Source organism: Arthrobacter silvisoli, assembly GCF_003369445.1.
GTDB classification, from domain to species: domain Bacteria; phylum Actinomycetota; class Actinomycetes; order Actinomycetales; family Micrococcaceae; genus Arthrobacter; species Arthrobacter silvisoli.
Window position 1 is genome coordinate 1 of sequence record NZ_QRCU01000029.1, and the last position, 16,639, is coordinate 16,639.

At 68.4% G+C, this 16,639-nt stretch carries 16 protein-coding genes; 9 read left to right on the forward strand and 7 right to left on the reverse strand.

The window, feature by feature from the left end; genetic code table 11:
- Positions 1-294: 294 nt before the first annotated feature.
- Positions 295-2,070, reverse strand: a complete 1,776-nt coding sequence (locus DWV11_RS07000; protein ID WP_115788171.1) for an HNH endonuclease signature motif containing protein — start codon at positions 2,068-2,070, stop codon at positions 295-297.
- Between the two features lie 510 nt (positions 2,071-2,580).
- Here DWV11_RS07000 and DWV11_RS07005 point away from each other — a divergent pair.
- Together DWV11_RS07005 and DWV11_RS20060 are read left to right on the forward strand one after the other, a co-directional pair.
- Positions 2,581-3,507 (forward strand): SDR family oxidoreductase, encoded by a 927-nt coding sequence (locus DWV11_RS07005; RefSeq protein WP_115788172.1) that lies wholly within the window; start codon positions 2,581-2,583, stop codon positions 3,505-3,507.
- A gap of 24 nt (positions 3,508-3,531) precedes the next feature.
- The gene (locus DWV11_RS20060) at positions 3,532-3,858 is read left to right on the forward strand and encodes a hypothetical protein (protein ID WP_168404594.1); all 327 of its coding nucleotides are present in this window, start codon (positions 3,532-3,534) and stop codon (positions 3,856-3,858) included.
- 166 nt (positions 3,859-4,024) lie between these two features.
- Here the strand turns inward: DWV11_RS20060 and DWV11_RS07015 are convergent, their stop codons facing one another.
- Together DWV11_RS07015 and DWV11_RS07020 are read right to left on the reverse strand one after the other, a co-directional pair.
- The gene (locus DWV11_RS07015; RefSeq protein ID WP_115788173.1) at positions 4,025-5,377 is read right to left on the reverse strand and encodes a uracil-xanthine permease family protein; all 1,353 of its coding nucleotides are present in this window, start codon (positions 5,375-5,377) and stop codon (positions 4,025-4,027) included.
- Positions 5,378-5,497: 120 nt separating this feature from the next.
- Positions 5,498-6,526 (reverse strand): NAD(P)/FAD-dependent oxidoreductase, encoded by a 1,029-nt coding sequence (locus DWV11_RS07020; RefSeq protein ID WP_115788174.1) that lies wholly within the window; start codon positions 6,524-6,526, stop codon positions 5,498-5,500.
- 77 nt (positions 6,527-6,603) lie between these two features.
- On the opposite strand from DWV11_RS07020, the gene DWV11_RS07025 reads away from it, so the two are divergent.
- The 3 genes from DWV11_RS07025 (at position 6,604) to DWV11_RS07035 (ending at position 8,557) form a co-directional block, all read left to right on the forward strand.
- The gene (locus tag DWV11_RS07025) at positions 6,604-7,194 is read left to right on the forward strand and encodes a helix-turn-helix domain-containing protein (protein ID WP_245953480.1); all 591 of its coding nucleotides are present in this window, start codon (positions 6,604-6,606) and stop codon (positions 7,192-7,194) included.
- Positions 7,195-7,323: 129 nt separating this feature from the next.
- On the forward strand, positions 7,324-7,929 hold the full coding sequence (locus DWV11_RS07030; protein ID WP_115788176.1) for a malonic semialdehyde reductase: 606 nt from the start codon (positions 7,324-7,326) through the stop codon (positions 7,927-7,929).
- 103 nt (positions 7,930-8,032) lie between these two features.
- The gene (locus DWV11_RS07035) at positions 8,033-8,557 is read left to right on the forward strand and encodes a 2'-5' RNA ligase family protein (protein ID WP_115788177.1); all 525 of its coding nucleotides are present in this window, start codon (positions 8,033-8,035) and stop codon (positions 8,555-8,557) included.
- On the opposite strand, the gene pgm is transcribed toward DWV11_RS07035, so the two are convergent.
- Positions 8,554-10,206, reverse strand: a complete 1,653-nt coding sequence (pgm, locus tag DWV11_RS07040) for a phosphoglucomutase (alpha-D-glucose-1,6-bisphosphate-dependent) (RefSeq protein WP_115788178.1) — start codon at positions 10,204-10,206, stop codon at positions 8,554-8,556. The two genes, DWV11_RS07035 and pgm, sit on opposite strands and share 4 nt — an antisense overlap.
- Before the next feature lie 160 nt (positions 10,207-10,366).
- On the opposite strand from pgm, the gene DWV11_RS07045 reads away from it, so the two are divergent.
- Complete coding sequence (locus DWV11_RS07045; RefSeq protein ID WP_115788179.1) at positions 10,367-10,993, forward strand: DUF4190 domain-containing protein; 627 nt, start codon at positions 10,367-10,369, stop codon at positions 10,991-10,993.
- A gap of 87 nt (positions 10,994-11,080) precedes the next feature.
- Here DWV11_RS07045 and DWV11_RS07050 read toward each other — a convergent pair whose 3' ends face one another.
- From DWV11_RS07050 to DWV11_RS07060, 3 genes are all read right to left on the reverse strand, one after another.
- Positions 11,081-12,550, reverse strand: a complete 1,470-nt coding sequence (locus DWV11_RS07050) for a peptide MFS transporter (RefSeq protein ID WP_115788180.1) — start codon at positions 12,548-12,550, stop codon at positions 11,081-11,083.
- A 105-nt stretch (positions 12,551-12,655) separates the two neighbouring features.
- On the reverse strand, positions 12,656-14,089 hold the full coding sequence (locus DWV11_RS07055; protein WP_115788181.1) for an amidase: 1,434 nt from the start codon (positions 14,087-14,089) through the stop codon (positions 12,656-12,658).
- Complete coding sequence (locus tag DWV11_RS07060; protein WP_115788182.1) at positions 14,082-14,810, reverse strand: Type 1 glutamine amidotransferase-like domain-containing protein; 729 nt, start codon at positions 14,808-14,810, stop codon at positions 14,082-14,084. Before DWV11_RS07060 ends, DWV11_RS07055 begins: the two co-directional genes overlap by 8 nt.
- 125 nt (positions 14,811-14,935) lie before the next feature.
- Here DWV11_RS07060 and DWV11_RS07070 point away from each other — a divergent pair, with 125 nt between their 5' ends.
- The 3 genes from DWV11_RS07070 to DWV11_RS07080 all read left to right on the forward strand — a co-directional run bounded on the left by DWV11_RS07070 (position 14,936) and on the right by DWV11_RS07080 (position 16,595).
- Positions 14,936-15,262 (forward strand): rhodanese-like domain-containing protein, encoded by a 327-nt coding sequence (locus DWV11_RS07070; RefSeq protein ID WP_115788184.1) that lies wholly within the window; start codon positions 14,936-14,938, stop codon positions 15,260-15,262.
- Positions 15,263-15,304: 42 nt separating this feature from the next.
- Positions 15,305-16,282, forward strand: coding sequence for a prephenate dehydratase (gene pheA, locus DWV11_RS07075; RefSeq protein ID WP_115788185.1), 978 nt, complete (start codon positions 15,305-15,307; stop codon positions 16,280-16,282).
- A gap of 103 nt (positions 16,283-16,385) precedes the next feature.
- Positions 16,386-16,595 carry a hypothetical protein gene (locus DWV11_RS07080; protein WP_115788186.1) on the forward strand — a complete coding sequence of 70 codons (210 nt, stop codon included), beginning with the start codon at positions 16,386-16,388 and terminating at the stop codon, positions 16,593-16,595.
- The last annotated feature ends 44 nt before the right edge of the window (positions 16,596-16,639 follow it).

Here is a 16,639-nt window from a genome sequence, read left to right on the forward strand (position 1 = left end):
CGGTGGGGCTGACGGCGGCGGCCGCGTGCGGTGGGGCTGACGGCGGCGGCCGCGTGCGGTGGGGCTGACGGCGGCGGCCGCGTGCGGTGGGCCGCGTGCGCGCGAAGGCGGTCCGGAGCTGCTGTGCTGGGCGCCTGACGACGGCCGGCGACGGCGGTCCGGCGGTGGCGCGCGGCTGCACAAGAGTGCCGAAAATAGCCAGCCACTCAGTACAAATAGCCAGCCACTCAGTACGCAATACGGTGGCAGACCAAGTGTGGTTGTCTTTCGTAGGCACCGATGCGTGGCTTGGGGTCAGAAAGGTGGCGGATCCGGTTCAGCGCTTGCGCTGGTTGCCGTGTGCATGGCCGGCGTTGGGGGTTGGTCTGTGTATCTGCGGCCTGTGAGGCTGGTCCACTCGAGGACCCCGGATCCGGCCTGCCGGACCGACCAGCCCGAGTGGTGCTTGAGCATGTGATGGCGCCGGCACAAGCCCGCGAGATTGCCCGCATCCGTGGGCCCGCCGAAAGCTGCGTCGAGGGTGTGGTCGAGATCCAATTCACTGGCCTTGATGCCGCACCCCGGGAAACGGCAGCGTGAATCGCGTGCCCTGAGCAGCCGCCGCAGGTCTTCGTTGGGCCGGTACCGGTCCACGGCCAGGACGGAACCGTTCGCAGGGTCCGTGAATATCCTGTTCCAGCCTGGTGCCATCCCGGCCAGGAATCGCGCGGTGTCTGTGTCGATCGGGTGGCGCCCGTCGAGCTCGGCCGGTAGAGGATTGACCGTCCCCGATGGCTTGGTGCGGGAACCGGCTCCGCTGGTTTGGCCTGTGCCAGATACGCCCGCTACCTTGGCCGCGACGTCTTCAATGCCGGCGCGCCGTCCAGGACCGGCGGACCGTCCAGCGCCGGTGGACTTCTCATCGGCGGATTTGTCACTGCCGGCGGGGGTCTCGCCGTTGCCGGCGGATTCTTTCTCGCCGAGCAGGGTCTGTGCCGGAACGGTGATGTCGATCCTGGCCGTGATCGCAGCCAGTACGCCCTCGACGGTGTCGTGCCCTGTGGGGGCCCCGCGCAGCATCACGTCCGCGAGGAGGTCCGCCCGGAGCTGATCCAGCGAGCGGGCCTGAGTGAACGGTCGGCAGCCCGCGTCGTCGCCAGGTCCGCGGCCTGTATTTGCGCCAGCAGGTGTGGTCGTGCGGTCACCGGCGCTCGAGGCGGCGGCCGTGGATGCTCTGCCATGGGTGCCCGTGCCAGTGGCCGTGCATGTGCGGCCACAGGTGTCCGAGGCGGCGGCCGTGGATGCTCTGCCAGGGGTGCCCGTGCCCATGCCAGTGGCCGCGCCTGTGCGGTCATCTTCGCCGCAGCGGTTGCCAGCGCCGGCAGGCGCAGTCACGGCTGCGTAGGCGCGGGCCATCCGGGTAAGCCGGTCGTGGATGCCGTACGCAACCGCAGCGGGCAGCACGGCCCCGAGTTCGGCCATGCCATCCGACAAGGGGTTCACCCACACCCTGCGTTCTTCCCGTGCCCGCTCGTGCCGACCGACCAATGGTTCAGAGTGGGCCTTCTCGGCCTCCCGGACCGCCACTCGCCGCAGCCGCGAGGGTGCCTGCCGCTCCGCGCATCCCACTACGGCCTCCTCGTACCGGACACGGGCGTCCACATCAGAGAGCACCGTCCCGGTGTCCTGGACGACCCGGGCATGCGCCAGGCTGATCCGCCCCGCAGCCAAGGCGTCGAAGGTCAACGGAAAGCCGGCAATGAGTTCGGACGCCTGGTTCATCTGGCGCTGCACGGTCCGGTCACTCATCCGGGTGGCGGCTGCGATCTCCGCCGCCACGGCGCGCTGGGCCAGCTCAGCGGAACGCGAGTCCCAGCCCGCAACCGGCACGCCGCCGTCGGGCTCCATCAACACCGCCACCCGAGAGGCCATGGCCAGCAACCCCTCACGGACCGCCTGCAAGCGGGCCAGCACAACCTCGACAGACTCCAGCGCGGATACCACCTCGGACAGCGCATCAACAGGGACGACGTCCGGCCCCTCCTGCGCTTCCCGGGTCAAAACCGCCCCGGCCTGGGTGGTGCTTTCCATGTCTTCATTCAAGCAAGGGGGTCGGACATTTTAGCGCCGCGGGCGGGGAGCGCGTTCGGCCGGAACCCCATGCTGAACTCAAGACCCGCCCCGCCCCCACCCCGCCCCGCGGCGGCGCGGCTGCCCCGCCCCCACCCCGCCCCGCGGCGGTGCGGCTGCCCCGAAGTAGTCGGCAGCGCAATGCCGAAGCCCGCCCCGGGCGGTCCCAACCCCGAAGTAGTCGGCAGCGCAATGCCGAAGCCCGCCCCGGGCGGTCCCAACGTTGCGCCGCCCCGCGCGGTGCCAACGTTGCGCCGCCCCGCGCCCAAGCAAAGCACCACCCAACCAAGCACCGCCCAGGCAAAGCACCGCCCAGGAAAATTTACTAAGTTTGCTGATTATTTTTCCGGAAACCATGGACTAGCTCCGTGCCCGCCGTTAGCGTCGAAAGGGTGGACGTGGTCCCAGCGGCAACTTCCACCGAACTCAGAATCCCTTGAGGACAGATCCCGGCAAACAAGCAGGTGGACTATGAGCGACTCGCATCAGCATGCATCGCAGACCCCCGAAGGAACCCTGGAGTCACCCCCGCAGGATCCGCGCGGCGGATACCACACAGGGCCTTTCCCCAGGCAGGCCCAGGAACAGCCAGGACTCACGGACAAGACCGATCCCACGCCGGACCACGGCGAACGCAGCTACGAAGGTCACGGCCGGCTGGACGGCAAGGCGGCCCTGATCACCGGAGGGGACTCCGGGATCGGGCGGGCAGTGGCGATTGCCTTCGCGCGGGAAGGGGCCGACGTCGCGATCTCCTATCTCCCGGAAGAAGAAGCGGACGCCAAGGCTACCGCGGCCCTCATCCAGGAAGCCGGCCGGCGTTCACTGTTGCTCGCCGGTGACGGACGCGAAGAGCAGTTCAGCACGGAGATCGTCGAAAGGACCGTGGACGAATTCGGCCGGCTGGACGTCCTGGTCCTGAACGCGGCCTACCAGAAAAACCGCGACAGCCTCGATTCGACGCCCACGGAGGAGTTCGACCGGGTCTTCAAGACCAACCTCTACAGCCTGATCTGGAGCGCGCAGGCGGCGATTCCGCACATGAAGCCCGGCGCCTCGATCATCACCACCGCGTCGATCCAGGCCTTCAACCCTTCGCCGGCCCTCTTCGACTATGCGATGACCAAAGCCGCGCAGGTGGCGTTCACCAAAGCACTCGCGCAGGAACTGGGGCCGAAGGGCATCCGTGTGAACGCGGTGGCGCCCGGACCCATCTGGACTCCTCTGATCCCGGCCACCGACTGGCCCGACCACCTGCCCGGGTTCGGGCAGGACACGCCGCTGGGCCGGCCGGGGCAGCCCGCCGAACTGGCTGCTGCTTACGTGCTTCTGGCGTCCAACGAGGGCTCGTACATCTCCGGCGCCGTGCTCCCCGTGACAGGCGGGAAAGGCCTTTAGTTGTCAACCAAAGGGAGGAACCCCATGGAGGATCGCAGGAACCCCGAAGAGGAAGCGGGCGGCTACGGAACGCCCACCGTGGAGCAGGAAATGGGCGGGGAGCAGTCCGCACAACCCCGTCCCGGGCAGGGGGGCGCCGGGCAGGGGGGCGCCGGGCAGGAGGGCGCCGGGCAGGAGGGCGCCGGGCAGGATAGCGCGGAGCCCGACGTCGACCTGCCGTCGGCCGAAGCTCCAATGGATGCCGGAAACACGGACGCTGATCCAAAGCCCGACGGCGGCGCCAGCGGCCTTCCGGCCGAAAAGTCGCCCCGTGATGACGAGGACGAAGACGAAAGGTTCGACGCCGGATAGCCGCCTGGCGTGCCCGGCACCGCCCGGCGGCCCACGCTCCCGGGCGGGCACCACCGTCCGTCCTGCAGATCAGGCGGGTCTCACGCGGCTCTGGTCGCCTGATCTGCGGGACCAATCTCCGCCTGCCGGACCCATTCGCTGGGCTCACATCGCCGCCGGGCTCGGCTTACCGCTTCTTCGGGTGCCGCTTCGCCGCCGCGTTGATCGCCGCCTTCGCAGCGGGCGGCAGCCCCGCGGTTTCCATTTCGGGCTCGGCGGCGGTGCCGCGCGCCTTCGCGACGCCCCGCATGCCGTGGTAGATCACCAGGGCCGCGGCGGAACCCAGCGCAATGCCGGTGAACTTCAGCTCGCCGATGGTCCAGGTGTAGTCCGCGATGCCGATGATCAGGGCCACGGCCGCGGTGGTCAGGTTGACCGGGTTGGAGAAGTTGACCTTGTTCTGAACCCAGATCTTCACGCCCAGGATGCCGATCATGCCGTACAGCATGGTGGCCGCGCCGCCCAGCACACCGGCCGGGACCGTGGCAATCAGTTCGCCGAACTTCGGCGAGAAGCTCAGCAGGATCGCGAACACGCCCGCCACCCAGTAGGCCGCCGTCGAATACACCTTGGTGGCGGCCATGACGCCGATGTTTTCGGCGTAGGTAGTGGTGCCTGAACCGCCGCCGAAACCTGCGAGGATGGTCGCGGCGCCGTCGGCGATCAGCGCCCGGCCGGAGACGTCGTCGAGGTTCCGCCCGGTCATGGCGGCCACAGACTTCACGTGCCCCACGTTCTCGGCCACCAGCACCAGGACCACCGGCACGAACAGGCCCACCACGCCCAGGTGGAACTCCGGCGTCTGGAAGTGCGGCAGGCCGATCCACGCGGCGGCATCCATCTTGGAGTAGTCCACCTCGCCACGCGCCATGGCCGTGAGGTAGCCGACCACCACGCCCACCAGGATGCTCAGGCGGCCCAGGATCCCGCGGAACAGCACGCTGACCAGAATGATCGTCACCAGGGTCACCAGCGCGGTGATGGGCGCCTTGTCGAAGTTCGCTTTGGCGGCCGGGGCCAGGTTCAGGCCGATCAGGGCCACGATGGCACCCGTGACAATTGGTGGCATGGTCCGGTTGATCCATTCCGCGCCGAATTTGTGCACCACCGCGCCGATCAGCGCCAGTACGACGCCGGCCAGCACCACTCCGCCCAGCGCACCGGCCACGCCGTACTGGTGCTGGGAGGCGAGAATGGGGGCGATGAAGGCGAAGCTGGAGCCAAGGTAGCTGGGCACCCGGCCCTGGGTGATCACCAGGAACAGCAAGGTGCCGACGCCGGAGAACAGCAGGGTGGTGGCCGGCGGCATGCCCGTGATGATGGGCACCAGGAAGGTGGCGCCGAACATCGCCACCACGTGCTGCATGCCGACGCCGATGGTCAGCGGCCAGGCCAGCCGTTCCTCGGGTGCGACGACGTGGCCGGGACGGATGGTCTTGCCATTGCCGTGGAGCTTCCATTTGACGCCGAGCATGCTCATGGCAGGGGCCTTCCTCAGAAGATATAACGGGGGTTCGCTGCCACTTTACCGCTGAAATGCGGGGCCTGCTCTACGTCCTTTCGGCGCGCCAAAGCACGTGGAGGAGGCCCCGCAACGAGCTCAGTACCCCAGATTGAAGCTGCGCACCGACTCCCTGATGTCTTCCTCCACCAGGTCGGCGTTGATGGCCGCTGCCGCGGCCGAGCCTTCACTGGCTGCCGTGATGACCTGGGCACGGGGGTTCGCCAGGTTCCCGGCAACGTAGGCACCGGAGACGCTCGTCTGTCCGGTGCCGTCCGTGACCACCCAGCCGGCATCGTCCATTTCGCAGGCCAGGCCGTTGAGTAGGCCGTTGTTGGGCACAAATCGCGGCGGCACGAACAGCGCGCCCCGCGGGACCAGCCTTCCGTCGGTCATTTCGACGCCGGAAAGGTGCCCATCCTGGGCCACAACCCGCCCGGCCGTCCCTTCCACGATCCCGATGGCGCGGGCCGTCAGCTCCATGCGCTGCTGGACGGTCAGGAGTCCGGGCGGGATGAAGAGGACCACGTCCTTGGCCCACTGGCGGATCAGCTGGACGTAGCGGACGGAGTCCGGGGAATTGCCCAGGACACCCAGCGGCCGGTCTCGGACCTCGTAGCCGTGGCAGTAGGGACAATGCAGCACGTCCTTGGCCCACAGCTCCGCCAGGCCTTCAATCTCCGGTAGTTCGTCGCGCAGCCCGGTCGCCACGAGCACGCGGCGCGCCGAAATCCGCCGCCCGGACGCGGCCGGATTGCCACCGGCGCCCGCCTGGCCGGTGCCCGCCTGGCCGGCGCCCGTCTGGCCGGCGCCCGTCTGGCCGGCGCCCGTTTGGCCGGCGCCCGCCAGCAGTACCCAGAAACCTGAGGCGCCGTCCGGTACCAAATCGAGGACGACGCCGTCGAGCACCTCGCCGCCGTAACCGCGCACTTCCTCGCGACCCAGGGCCAGCAGCTCGCCGGGCGGCATCCCGTCCCGCGAGAGGAAACCGTGCATATGCGCCGCGGGCGCGTTCCGCGGAGATCCGGAATCCACCACCAGGACCTTCCGCCCGGCACGGGACAGGACCAAGGCTGCCGACAGTCCTGCCGCGCCGCCACCAATAACCACCACGTCGTATTCGCTCATGGGTCCAAGGCTCGGGCCTCATCCCTAATCCGGCAACAATCGTTGCTGTTTCCGGGAAATCCGGCTTGGATGGGTGGGTGGAAGGCGAAGCAGGCAGGATCACGGCGGCATTGGACCAGGTGGGCGAACGGCTTAAACGGCTGCGGACCCAGCGCGGCATCACGCTGACGGCCTTGGCCGAAACCACCGGCATCTCGAAAAGCACTTTGTCACGGCTGGAAACCGGACAGCGCAAGCCGAGCCTGGAACTGCTGCTCCCGCTGGCACAGGCGTACCGGGTGCCGCTGGATGACCTGGTGGGTGCGCCGGAGGTCGGCGATCCCCGGATCAGGCTCAAGCCCCGGCAGGTGAACGGGCGGACTGTCATTCCGCTCACCAGGCAGCCTGGCGGCCTGCAGAGCTGGAAGATGGTGATCCCGGCGTCGAACACCGATCCGGATCCGCGCGTCCACGACGGCTACGAATGGATGTATGTGCTGTCCGGGCGGCTGCGGCTCATCCTGGGTGGGCACGACCTGGTGCTCGGGCCCGGGGAGGTGGCGGAATTCGACACCCGGGTGCCGCACTGGTTCGGCAGCGCGGGGGAGGAGCCGGTGGAACTGCTGAGCGTCTTCGGCGGGCAGGGCGAGCGGATGCACGTGCGGGCGAAGTCGGGCCCGAAGCGTTAGCCGGGGAGCGTGTGCCCAACGTCACGCGGCGTTAAGGGAATCGGCGGGAAACGCTTGAAGTTGCAACCATGGAAAGCAACAGTGCCCGGCCATCCCCCTGAAGCCACGGGCCCAGCGAAAGGTACGCGAATGACAATCGCCCACGAAGAAGCAGTGATTGACGCCGCCGCAGTCGACGCCATTTTTGCCGAAGCCCGCACCGCCAACTCCTTTGCCGGTGAAGTCACCGAGGAGCAGGCCCGGGCCATCTACGAACTGACCAAGTTCGGCCCCACCGCCTTCAACTCCCAGCCGCTGCGCGTCACCTACGTCCGCTCCGACGAGGCCCGCGCCAAGCTCGTGGACTCCCTTATGCAGGGCAACAAGGCCAAGACCGCTTCCGCCCCGCTGGTTGCCATCCTCAGCTACGACACCGCCTGGCACGAGCAGTGGGACAACTTCCTCCCCGGCTACAACGCCCCGAAGGCCATGTACGACGCCGACGCCGAAGTCACCGCAGCCACCGGCAACAACAACGCCCACCTCCAGGCCGGCTACTTTATCCTCGCCGTCCGCTCCCTCGGCTTCGCTGCCGGCCCGATGACCGGCGCCGACTTCGCCGCCATCGACCGCGACTTCTTCCCGGCCGGCGACCAGAAGAGCTTCCTTGTGGTCAACATCGGCCAGCCCGGCCCGGACGCCTTCGGCGCCGCCAAGCCGAAGTTCGCCTACGACGACGTCGTCAGCACCGTCTGAGGATCAGCACAGCAACGGCCCGGGGCCGCGCTTGCAGCGCGGCCCCGGGCTCGCTTGTTTAAGCCAGCCTGCTTGTCTAAAGGGCTGGTGGGAAACTGTCCCTATGCGGAACCTCATCATGGTGGTCTTCGTCGAGGAAGTGGCCGAGGGGCTTGTCTTTCCCCGCGACGACTGGCCCCTGCACATCACCCTGCTGAGGTTCGACCTCGACCCTGTCGCGGAAGGGCCGGACCCGTCCGCGGACGGGATTCCCGACGTCGTCGATCACCTCGCCGCGCTCGCCGCGGCACCCGTGGCGGGGGCGCTGGGGGCGGAACTCACCGTGGGCGGCGAAGAGAAGTTCGGGCGGCAGGGTTCCATCCCGGTCAGCTTGGTGGAGCCCCACCCGATCCTGCAGGGCCTGCATGAGGAACTGTTCGACGCCGTCGCGGAACTGGGCGGGAATGTCGCCACCCCGCACCACACCCTGGAGGGTTACCGCCCGCATATCTCGCACCACAATGGCAAGCGGCCGCACGAGGGCGACGCCGTCCTGCTGGACCGCGTCGCCCTCGTGGACATGGCTCCCGATGGCAAGCACACCATCCGCCGGATCCTGAAGCTGTGGCGCCTGGCGGGAGGGGACTAGGCGATGACCCCGTCCACGAGTTTCTTGGCCTCGTCCTGGACCTGCTTGAGGTGCTCGGCGCCCTTGAAGGACTCGGCGTAGATCTTGTAGACGTCCTCGGTGCCGGAGGGGCGGGCCGCGAACCAGGCGTTCTCGGTGACCACCTTGAGGCCGCCGATCGGCGCTCCGTTGCCGGGCGCCTCGGTGAGTTTGGCTGTGATGGCCTCGCCGGCCAGGGTGGTCGCGGTGACGTCCGCGGCGGAAAGCTTGCCCAGTTTGGCCTTCTGCTCGCGGGTGGCCGCGGCGTCGATGCGCGCATAGACAGGATCACCGAACTTGTCGGTGAGGCCCTTGTACAGCTGCGAGGGCGACTTGCCCGTCACGGCGGTGATCTCCGAGGCCAGCAGCGCCAGCAGGATGCCGTCCTTGTCCGTGGTCCACACGCTGCCGTCCCGCTTGTTGAAGGACGCGCCGGCGGACTCCTCGCCGCCGAACGCCCCTTCGCCGGACAGCAGCCCGGGTACGAACCACTTGAAGCCCACGGGAACCTCCACCAGCTTGCGGCCCAGGCCCGCGGCCACCCGGTCGATGATCGAGGAAGACACGAGGGTCTTGCCCACCACTGAGGCCGGGTTCCAGCCGCTCCGGTTGCGGTAGAGGTAGTCGATCGCGACGGCGAGGTAGTGGTTCGGATTCATCAACCCACCGTCCGGGGTGACGATGCCGTGGCGGTCGGCGTCGGCGTCGTTGCCGGTGGCGACGTCGTAGCGGGCGTCCCCGGAAGCGACCTTCTGGATCAGCGAAGCCATGGCCGACGGCGAGGAGCAGTCCATGCGGATCTTCTCGTCCCAGTCGAGGGTCATGAACGCCCACTGCGGGTCGACAGTCGGGTTCACCACGGTGAGGTCCAGCTGGTGGCGCTCGCCGATCTCGCCCCAGTAATCCACGGAGGCGCCACCCATCGGGTCGGCTCCGATGCGCACGCCGGCGCGGCGGATGGCATCCAAGTCCAGCACCGAGGGAAGGTCGTCCACGTAGCTGCTGAGGAAGTCGAACTTGCCCGTGGTTTCGGCCTTGAGGGCGTCATTGAGCGGGATGCGCTTGACGCCGCGCAGGCCGTCTTCCAGCAGTTCGTTGGCGCGGTTGGCGATCCAGCCGGTGGCGTCCGTGTCGGCCGGGCCGCCGTGCGGCGGGTTGTACTTGAAGCCGCCGTCGGCCGGCGGGTTGTGGCTGGGGGTGACAACGATGCCGTCCGCCTGCGGGGTTCCGGGAGCGGCTTCCCGGTTGTATTTGAGGATGGCGTGGCTGAGGGCCGGCGTCGGCGTGTAGCCGTGGCGGGCATCGATGAGGACGGTGACGCCGTTCGCGGCCAGGACCTCGAGCGCGGAGTTCTGCGCGGGTTCGCTCAGTCCGTGGGTGTCCTTGGCGAGGAACAGCGGGCCGGTGATGCCTTGGCCCGCGCGGTATTCGACGATCGCCTGCGTGATGGCGAGGATGTGGCCCTCGTTGAAGGACGCCTTCAGGCTCGAGCCGCGGTGGCCGGACGTACCGAAGGCCACCCGTTGCGAGGGATCGCCCAGATCCGGCGTGACGTCGTAATACGCGTCAAGGAGGGCAGTGAGGTCTACAAGGTCCTGGGGAAGGGCAATTGTGCCCGCACGGCTAGCCATTGCCCCAGCATGCCAGACCGTTTCATGCCGTTGAAGAGATATGACCGGGAATTGGCCCCTGTGACGGCTGGTGTCATCGCAAACGCCAGAGGATTCATCGTCCGTTTACCTGCCGGCCGGCGGTAGGCTGGGCAAAACAGCACTTCACAAGGGGGAACTTATGAGTGAGCAGCCAAACAAGCCGGACGAGACGCCGAAGGACGAAACGCCCAAGAACGACGCCCCGCAAGGGTACGAACCGCCGTCGTTCATCCCGCCGGGCTCGGAACCGTACAGTTCGGAACCATACGGTGCTGAACAGACGGGCGCAGGCCAGCAGGCCCCCGGACAGGAAACCGGCTACGGCCAGGACGCAACGTATGGCCAGCCCGCCAGCCCTTACGGCCAGCAGTCGCAGCCCTACGGACAGCAGCCCTACGGCCAACCTGCCAGCCCCTACGGCCAGGCGCCGGACCAAGCATCGTATGGCCAGGCGCCGTATGGCCAGCCGGCCAGCCCCTACGGCCAGCCCGCCTACTATGGTGTGCCCGCGGAACCGAAGGGGCTGAGCATCGCGGCTATGATCTGCGGCATCGTCGGCCTGGTATTCGGCGGGGTCCTCGGCCTGCCCCAGATCGCCGCCGTGATCCTGGGCCACATCGGCCTGAAGAAGGAACCCGCCGGCCGCGGCTTCGCCCTGACCGGCCTCATCACCGGGTACATCGGCATCTTCCTGGGGGTGCTGTGGCTGGTCCTTTTCATCATCGGCCTGACGATGGCCGCCCAGTACGGCAGCTACCGCTACTGACAGACGACGACGGCGGCAGGCGCTCCGGCGGGAATCCCGCCAAGGTGCCTGCCGCCGTCGCTGTTAACAACAGTCGGCGCCTGACCTTTAGCGGACGCCCGCCATCAGCTTCTTGATCGCCGGAGTGCCTGCGGCAAGCGCCACGGCGAGGACCACGGCCACACCGCCGACACCCGCGAAGTACGGCAGTTCGTCCTTCGGGTTGTACAGCCCGGCCAGGATGCCCGCGAGCGTGGTGCCCAGGGACACGGACAGGAAGAACAGCGCCACCATCTGGGTGTGGAACGCCTGCGGGGCGAGCTTGGTGCTCACTGACAGGCCGATGGGGGAGAGGAACAGCTCCGCCAGGGTGAAGAGGAACAGGATGCCCACCAGCGCCAACAGCGGGGTCTTGCCATCCCCGGCGAGCGGGATGAACGCCAGGAACGCCAGGCCCATCACCAGCAGGCCGGCGGCAAACTTCATCGGCGAGCTCGGCTGCTTGTGGCCCAGCTTGGTCCAGAGCGCGGCCATGACGCCGGCAAAGATGATGATGAACACCGGGTTGATCGACTGCACCCAGGCGGCCGGCATTTCCCAGCCGAACAGCGTACGGTCCAGCTTCTCCTCGGAGTACACGGCGATGAACGTGAACTGCTGCTGGAACAGGGCCCAGAACGCGGCCGAGGCGATGTAGAGCGGGATGAAGGCCAGTACGCGGCTGCGCTCCACCGTGGAAACCTTGGGGCTGCGGAAGATCAGCACGAAGTAGATCACCGAGGCGCCGATCGCGGCGTAGGCCATGGAACGGGCCAGGTTCCCGGCGTTGACGATCCCGGTGGCCAGCAGCGCGGCGATGACGGCGGCTATGGCCAGGAAGATGAGTCCGAAGCGGCCGCGCTGGGCAACGGGCAGCGGGTTCGGGACGTGGTGCGCTTCCTTCGGCAGCTTGCTGCGGTTGATCGCGTAGATGCCCAGGCCGATCGCCATACCGATCGCGGCGGCGCCGAAGCCCCAGTGGAAGCCGTTGCTTTCCTGCAGCCAGCCGGTCACCAGCGGGCCAACGAGGCCGCCGATGTTGACGCCCATGTAGAAGATCGAGAAGCCGGCGTCGCGGCGTTCGTCCTTTTCCTCGTACAGGGTGCCGACGAGGGCGGTGGCGTTCGCCTTCAAGCCGCCGGAGCCGACCGCCACCAGCACCAGGCCGGCGATCAGGCCCGGGATGCCGGGCAGCAGGGCCAAGGCGATGTGGCCCGCCATGATCAGGATGGCGGAGCCGAAGAGGACGCGTTCGGAGCCGAAGATCCGGTCAGCCAGCCAGGCGCCCAGGATCGTCGAAAGGTAGACGCCGCCGCCGTAGGCACCCACCAGGCCCGCGGCGAGGGTCTGGTCGATGGCCAGGCCGCCCTGCTCGGCGGTGAAGTACATGTAGTAGAGGAGGATTCCCTGCATTCCGTAGAAGGAGAATCGCTCCCACATCTCCACGGAGAACAGGCTGGCCAACATCTTTGGGTGGCCAAAAAAAGAGGTGTCACCCTGGGTTTTGGCCGGGGACACCGTATCTAAAGGAGTGCTCATTTACACCATGCTGACACTGAATGGTAGTCAATGTCACATTGTGGACGCCCGGGAGTGGCCCGAAACAGCGCTCCCGGGCCAGCCGAAGCAGCTCGAAACCGCCGTTCAGACCGGCAGGACCGGTGCGCCCTGGTGCTCCTCCAGCTGGGCCGCAAGCTGCAGGAGCAACAGTTCCGATCCTGCTTTTCCGATCAGCTGGATGCCGGTCGGCAGCTCGCCGGGGGCATCCGCAGGGACGTTCACCGGGATACTGACCGCGGGCAGTCCGCATACATTCACCATGGAGGACCAGGGCGCGAATTCGCATTGCCGGCGGTAGTCGTCGTCGGGATCGCTGTCCCAGCTGCCGCCCGCGCCGCTGAACCAGCCCACCGGCCGCGCCGTCTGCGCCAACGCCGGCGTGAGGATGACGTCCCACTGCCCGTACTGGGCGATCGTGTCCTGGCTGAAGCGGCGCAGGAACGCCACGGCCTCGGCCACCTTCCGCGCGCTGCGTTGCTGCGCCCGCTTCCGGAACGTCCGGGTGAGCGGGGTCAGGAGGGCTTCGCGCTGCGGCAGGATCCTGGCGCTTCCGACGGCTACCGTCCAGGCCGCGGTGAACGCGGCCGGGTAGCGGTTGTCGTAGCGGATATCGGCTTCGTAGACGGCGTGGCCGGCGGCTTCGAGGAGGGCGATCCCGCGGGTCAGCCCGGCGTGTGCCTCGGCGCTGGTTTCGAACGGGAAGGTGCCGCTCCACGGGCTGTCAAGGCTGACGCCGATGCGAAGCCGCTCCGGCGCGCGCCGGACTCCGGCGAGGTAGCCGCCGTCGGGCTGCGCCTCGCGGGGGACCAGGGTATCCAGCATCAGCGCGGCATCCGCGGCGTTCCGGGCCAGCGGCCCGGCCACCACCAGGCGCGCCGCGTCTGCCGGGCTTTCGCCTGCAGGCACCAGCCCGCGTCCCGGTTTCAGGCCGAGGATCCCGCAGGCCGCGGCGGGAATGCGGATGGAGCCGCCGCCGTCACTGCCCGGCGCGAAGGGCAGGAGTCCGGCCGCCACCGCGGCAGCGCTGCCGCCCGAAGAGCCGCCGGAACTGCGGCTCAGGGCGTGCGGATTGCGCGACGGCGGCGCGATCCGGTTCTCGCTGTAGGCAGTCAGGCCGAACTCGGGAACCTGGGTCTTGCCCAGCGAAACGGCTCCCGCACCCTTCAGCACGGCGGCCAGGGCGCCGTCGGCGGGCGCCGGCTTGTGCTCCAGCGCGGCACTGCCGTGCGTGGTGACGACGCCGGCCACGTCCGTCAGGTCCTTGAATGCCAACGGGATTCCGTGCAGCGGGGGGAGCCCGGGAAGGCGGCCTTCCCGGCGGAGCCGCGCGTGCAAACTGTCGGCCTGGCCTGCGTCGAGCAGGGCCTGCTCCGCCGTGACCGTGACGAAGGCACCCAGCAGATGGTTGCGGGCGGCGATCCGCGACAGGAAATGCGTGGCCACCTCGCGGGCCGAAACGTCCCCGGCGGCGAGGCGGTCCCGCAGCTCGACAGCACCCAGGCAGTGCAACTCAGCCAAGGAAGCGCGGCTCCAGACGCTCCTCGGCAACGGCACCGTCCCCGGCGGTGATCCGGTACGCCGCCCCGTCCTGGACTTCGGCCACCACCTCCACCAGCTCGGTGCCCCGGTACACCAACCCGACGCCGTCGTCGGTACAGTGCGTTTCACCCAGCACGCCCTCGGCCACCAGGCGGTGGACCATCGGCCTGCGGGCGGGCTCGGAATCGAAATGGACGCCGTTCGCGTAGGGAAGCAGGGCCAGTCCGTTGGTCACCGGTTGCAGCTCGGGCCCGAAGGAATCGGTGGTGCCGCCCTGGAACCAGCAGATTGACCCGGCCGAGACACCCGCCAGCACCACACCGGACTTCCACACCCTGCGGAGCACTGCGTCCAGGCCATGCGCCCGCCACACCGCCAGGAGGTTCACCACCGAACCGCCATGTACCCACACGACGTCCTGCTCCAGCAGATACCCTTCCGGGTCCTCCTGGTTGGGCATCGTGAAGAGGTTCAGGTGGCTCAGGTCGAAACCCGCGATCCGGGCGGCCTGGTCCATCTCCGCGGCGAACCAGCGCTGATCCCCGGACGCCGTGCCGAGGTGGGCGATCCGCGGCGCCCGCCCGGACACCCCGGATAGCCCGACGGCGTAATGCACCAGGCGGTCGAACTCCAGCCGGGTGCGCTGCCCTGACTTGTAGCCGCCGGAGGTGGCCAGGATGGTGGGTTCACCGGCGGGCATGACAGATCTCCTAGGCGTGTTCCATTACCTTTCCCGCCCACCCTAGCGCCGGCGGACGGGCCCCGGAAGCGGGCGTGGCTCCCGCGCCGTAAGCTGGAAGGAGTCGAAGAGGAGCGTAAGGACCGATGAGCGATTTCGAAACAATCCCGGCAAGCGAAGTCCCGGAGGGCGCAGTCATCCTGGACGTGCGGGAAGAGTACGAGTGGGCGGCAGGCCACGTGGCCGGCGCGCTGCACATTCCGCTCGACCAACTGCCGGTCCGCCTCGACGAGCTCGACGCCGACGAGGACCTCTTCATCATCTGCCGCACCGGGGGCCGGTCCATGCGCGCGGCGCAATGGCTGGTGGGCCAAGGCTACTCCGCCATCAATGTCGCCGGCGGCATGGACATGTGGTTCGAAGCCGGCCGGCCCATGGTCTCGGACAACGGCCTGAAGCCCGTGGTCCTCTGACGCCCCGCCGCCGCCCAACACATAACCACTAAGGAATATTCGATGTCGGCATCCGAGCTGCGCTACACCTTCCTGGGCCCGGAGGGCACCTTCACCGAAGCTGCCCTGTTGCAGGTCCCCGGCGCGGCCGAGGCCACCAGGATGCCATGCTCCAGCGTGAACACGGCCCTGGACCGGGTGCGCCAGGGCGAGGCGGACGCCGCAATGGTGCCGATCGAGAATTCGGTGGAAGGCGGAGTCACCGCGACGCTCGATGCGATCGCCACGGGCCCCGAGCTGCGGATCGTCCGCGAAGCCTTGGTCCCCATCACCTTCGTGCTGGTGGCCCGCCCCGGTGTCAGGATCGGGGATATCCGCCGGATCTCCACCCACGGCCATGCCTGGGCCCAGTGCCGCCTGTGGATCGAGGAAAACATCCCGGGCGCGGAATATGTTCCGGGTTCCTCCACCGCCGCTGCCGCCGTCGGACTCCTCGAGGACGAAGCGCACTATGACGCCGCCATCTGCGCGCCGCTCGTGGCCGCCGAACGCCCCGGCCTGAACATCCTCGCCGAAAACATCGGCGACAACCCCGGCGCCGTGACGCGCTTCGTGCTCGTCAGCCGCCCCGGACCGCTCACGCCCCGCACCGGCGCGGACAAGACCACCGTGGTGGTCCCGCTGCCCGAGGACCGGCCCGGTGCCCTGATGGAAATCCTCGACCAGTTCGCCTCACGGGGCGTGAACCTGAGCCGCATCGAATCCCGGCCGACGGGCCAGTACCTGGGGCACTACTTCTTCAGCATCGACGCCGACGGCCACGCCGAAGACGCCCGCGTGGCGGATGCGCTCGCCGGCCTGCACCGGATCAGCCCGGCCACCCGCTTCCTCGGCTCCTATGCCCGGGCGGACCAGGAGAAGACGGTGGTTGTTCCGCACACTTCGGACGCGGCATTTGCAGCCGCCCACGCCTGGGTGAACGGCATCCTGGCCGGCGCACCGGGTGTCGTGCCCGACGCGGAGGAGACGCCGGTCCTTTGACGAGGAATCCGGCCGGGCGGCCCCCTACCGCCGGGTAAAAACAGTGCGTATGCTTGCCTGATCCATAACGGATGGACCATGCCCCAAACGGAGGGAGCGGGCCATGACAGACAAGACCAGCGACGCCGGCGGCCAGGGAATGATCGTCAACCCGAAGCCGACAGTGGAAAACCAAGACTGGGACGGGGACGACGCCGACCGCGCCGACCGCCTGCGCTTCGAGGAAGAGCAGGCCATGATCCGCGAGCAATCGGAGGCCCGGGCGGCGGCAAAAGCGGCGGCCGAGGCGAAGGACCAGAAGGACGCCGGCTAGGAGCGTTCCGACGCGAGCTTGCGAGTGCGGGGATGGGTCTCGCC

Coding starts and splice junctions, on each gene's coding strand:
- DWV11_RS07000 (WP_115788171.1), bottom strand. CDS start 2,070: ATGGAAAGCACCACCCAGGCCGGGGCGGTTTTGACCCGGGAAGCGCAG.
- DWV11_RS07005 (WP_115788172.1), top strand. CDS start 2,581: ATGAGCGACTCGCATCAGCATGCATCGCAGACCCCCGAAGGAACCCTG.
- DWV11_RS20060 (WP_168404594.1), top strand. CDS start 3,532: ATGGAGGATCGCAGGAACCCCGAAGAGGAAGCGGGCGGCTACGGAACG.
- DWV11_RS07015 (WP_115788173.1), bottom strand. CDS start 5,377: ATGAGCATGCTCGGCGTCAAATGGAAGCTCCACGGCAATGGCAAGACC.
- DWV11_RS07020 (WP_115788174.1), bottom strand. CDS start 6,526: ATGAGCGAATACGACGTGGTGGTTATTGGTGGCGGCGCGGCAGGACTG.
- DWV11_RS07030 (WP_115788176.1), top strand. CDS start 7,324: ATGACAATCGCCCACGAAGAAGCAGTGATTGACGCCGCCGCAGTCGAC.
- DWV11_RS07035 (WP_115788177.1), top strand. CDS start 8,033: ATGCGGAACCTCATCATGGTGGTCTTCGTCGAGGAAGTGGCCGAGGGG.
- pgm (WP_115788178.1), bottom strand. CDS start 10,206: ATGGCTAGCCGTGCGGGCACAATTGCCCTTCCCCAGGACCTTGTAGAC.
- DWV11_RS07045 (WP_115788179.1), top strand. CDS start 10,367: ATGAGTGAGCAGCCAAACAAGCCGGACGAGACGCCGAAGGACGAAACG.
- DWV11_RS07050 (WP_115788180.1), bottom strand. CDS start 12,550: ATGAGCACTCCTTTAGATACGGTGTCCCCGGCCAAAACCCAGGGTGAC.
- DWV11_RS07060 (WP_115788182.1), bottom strand. CDS start 14,810: ATGCCCGCCGGTGAACCCACCATCCTGGCCACCTCCGGCGGCTACAAG.
- DWV11_RS07070 (WP_115788184.1), top strand. CDS start 14,936: ATGAGCGATTTCGAAACAATCCCGGCAAGCGAAGTCCCGGAGGGCGCA.
- pheA (WP_115788185.1), top strand. CDS start 15,305: ATGTCGGCATCCGAGCTGCGCTACACCTTCCTGGGCCCGGAGGGCACC.
- DWV11_RS07080 (WP_115788186.1), top strand. CDS start 16,386: ATGACAGACAAGACCAGCGACGCCGGCGGCCAGGGAATGATCGTCAAC.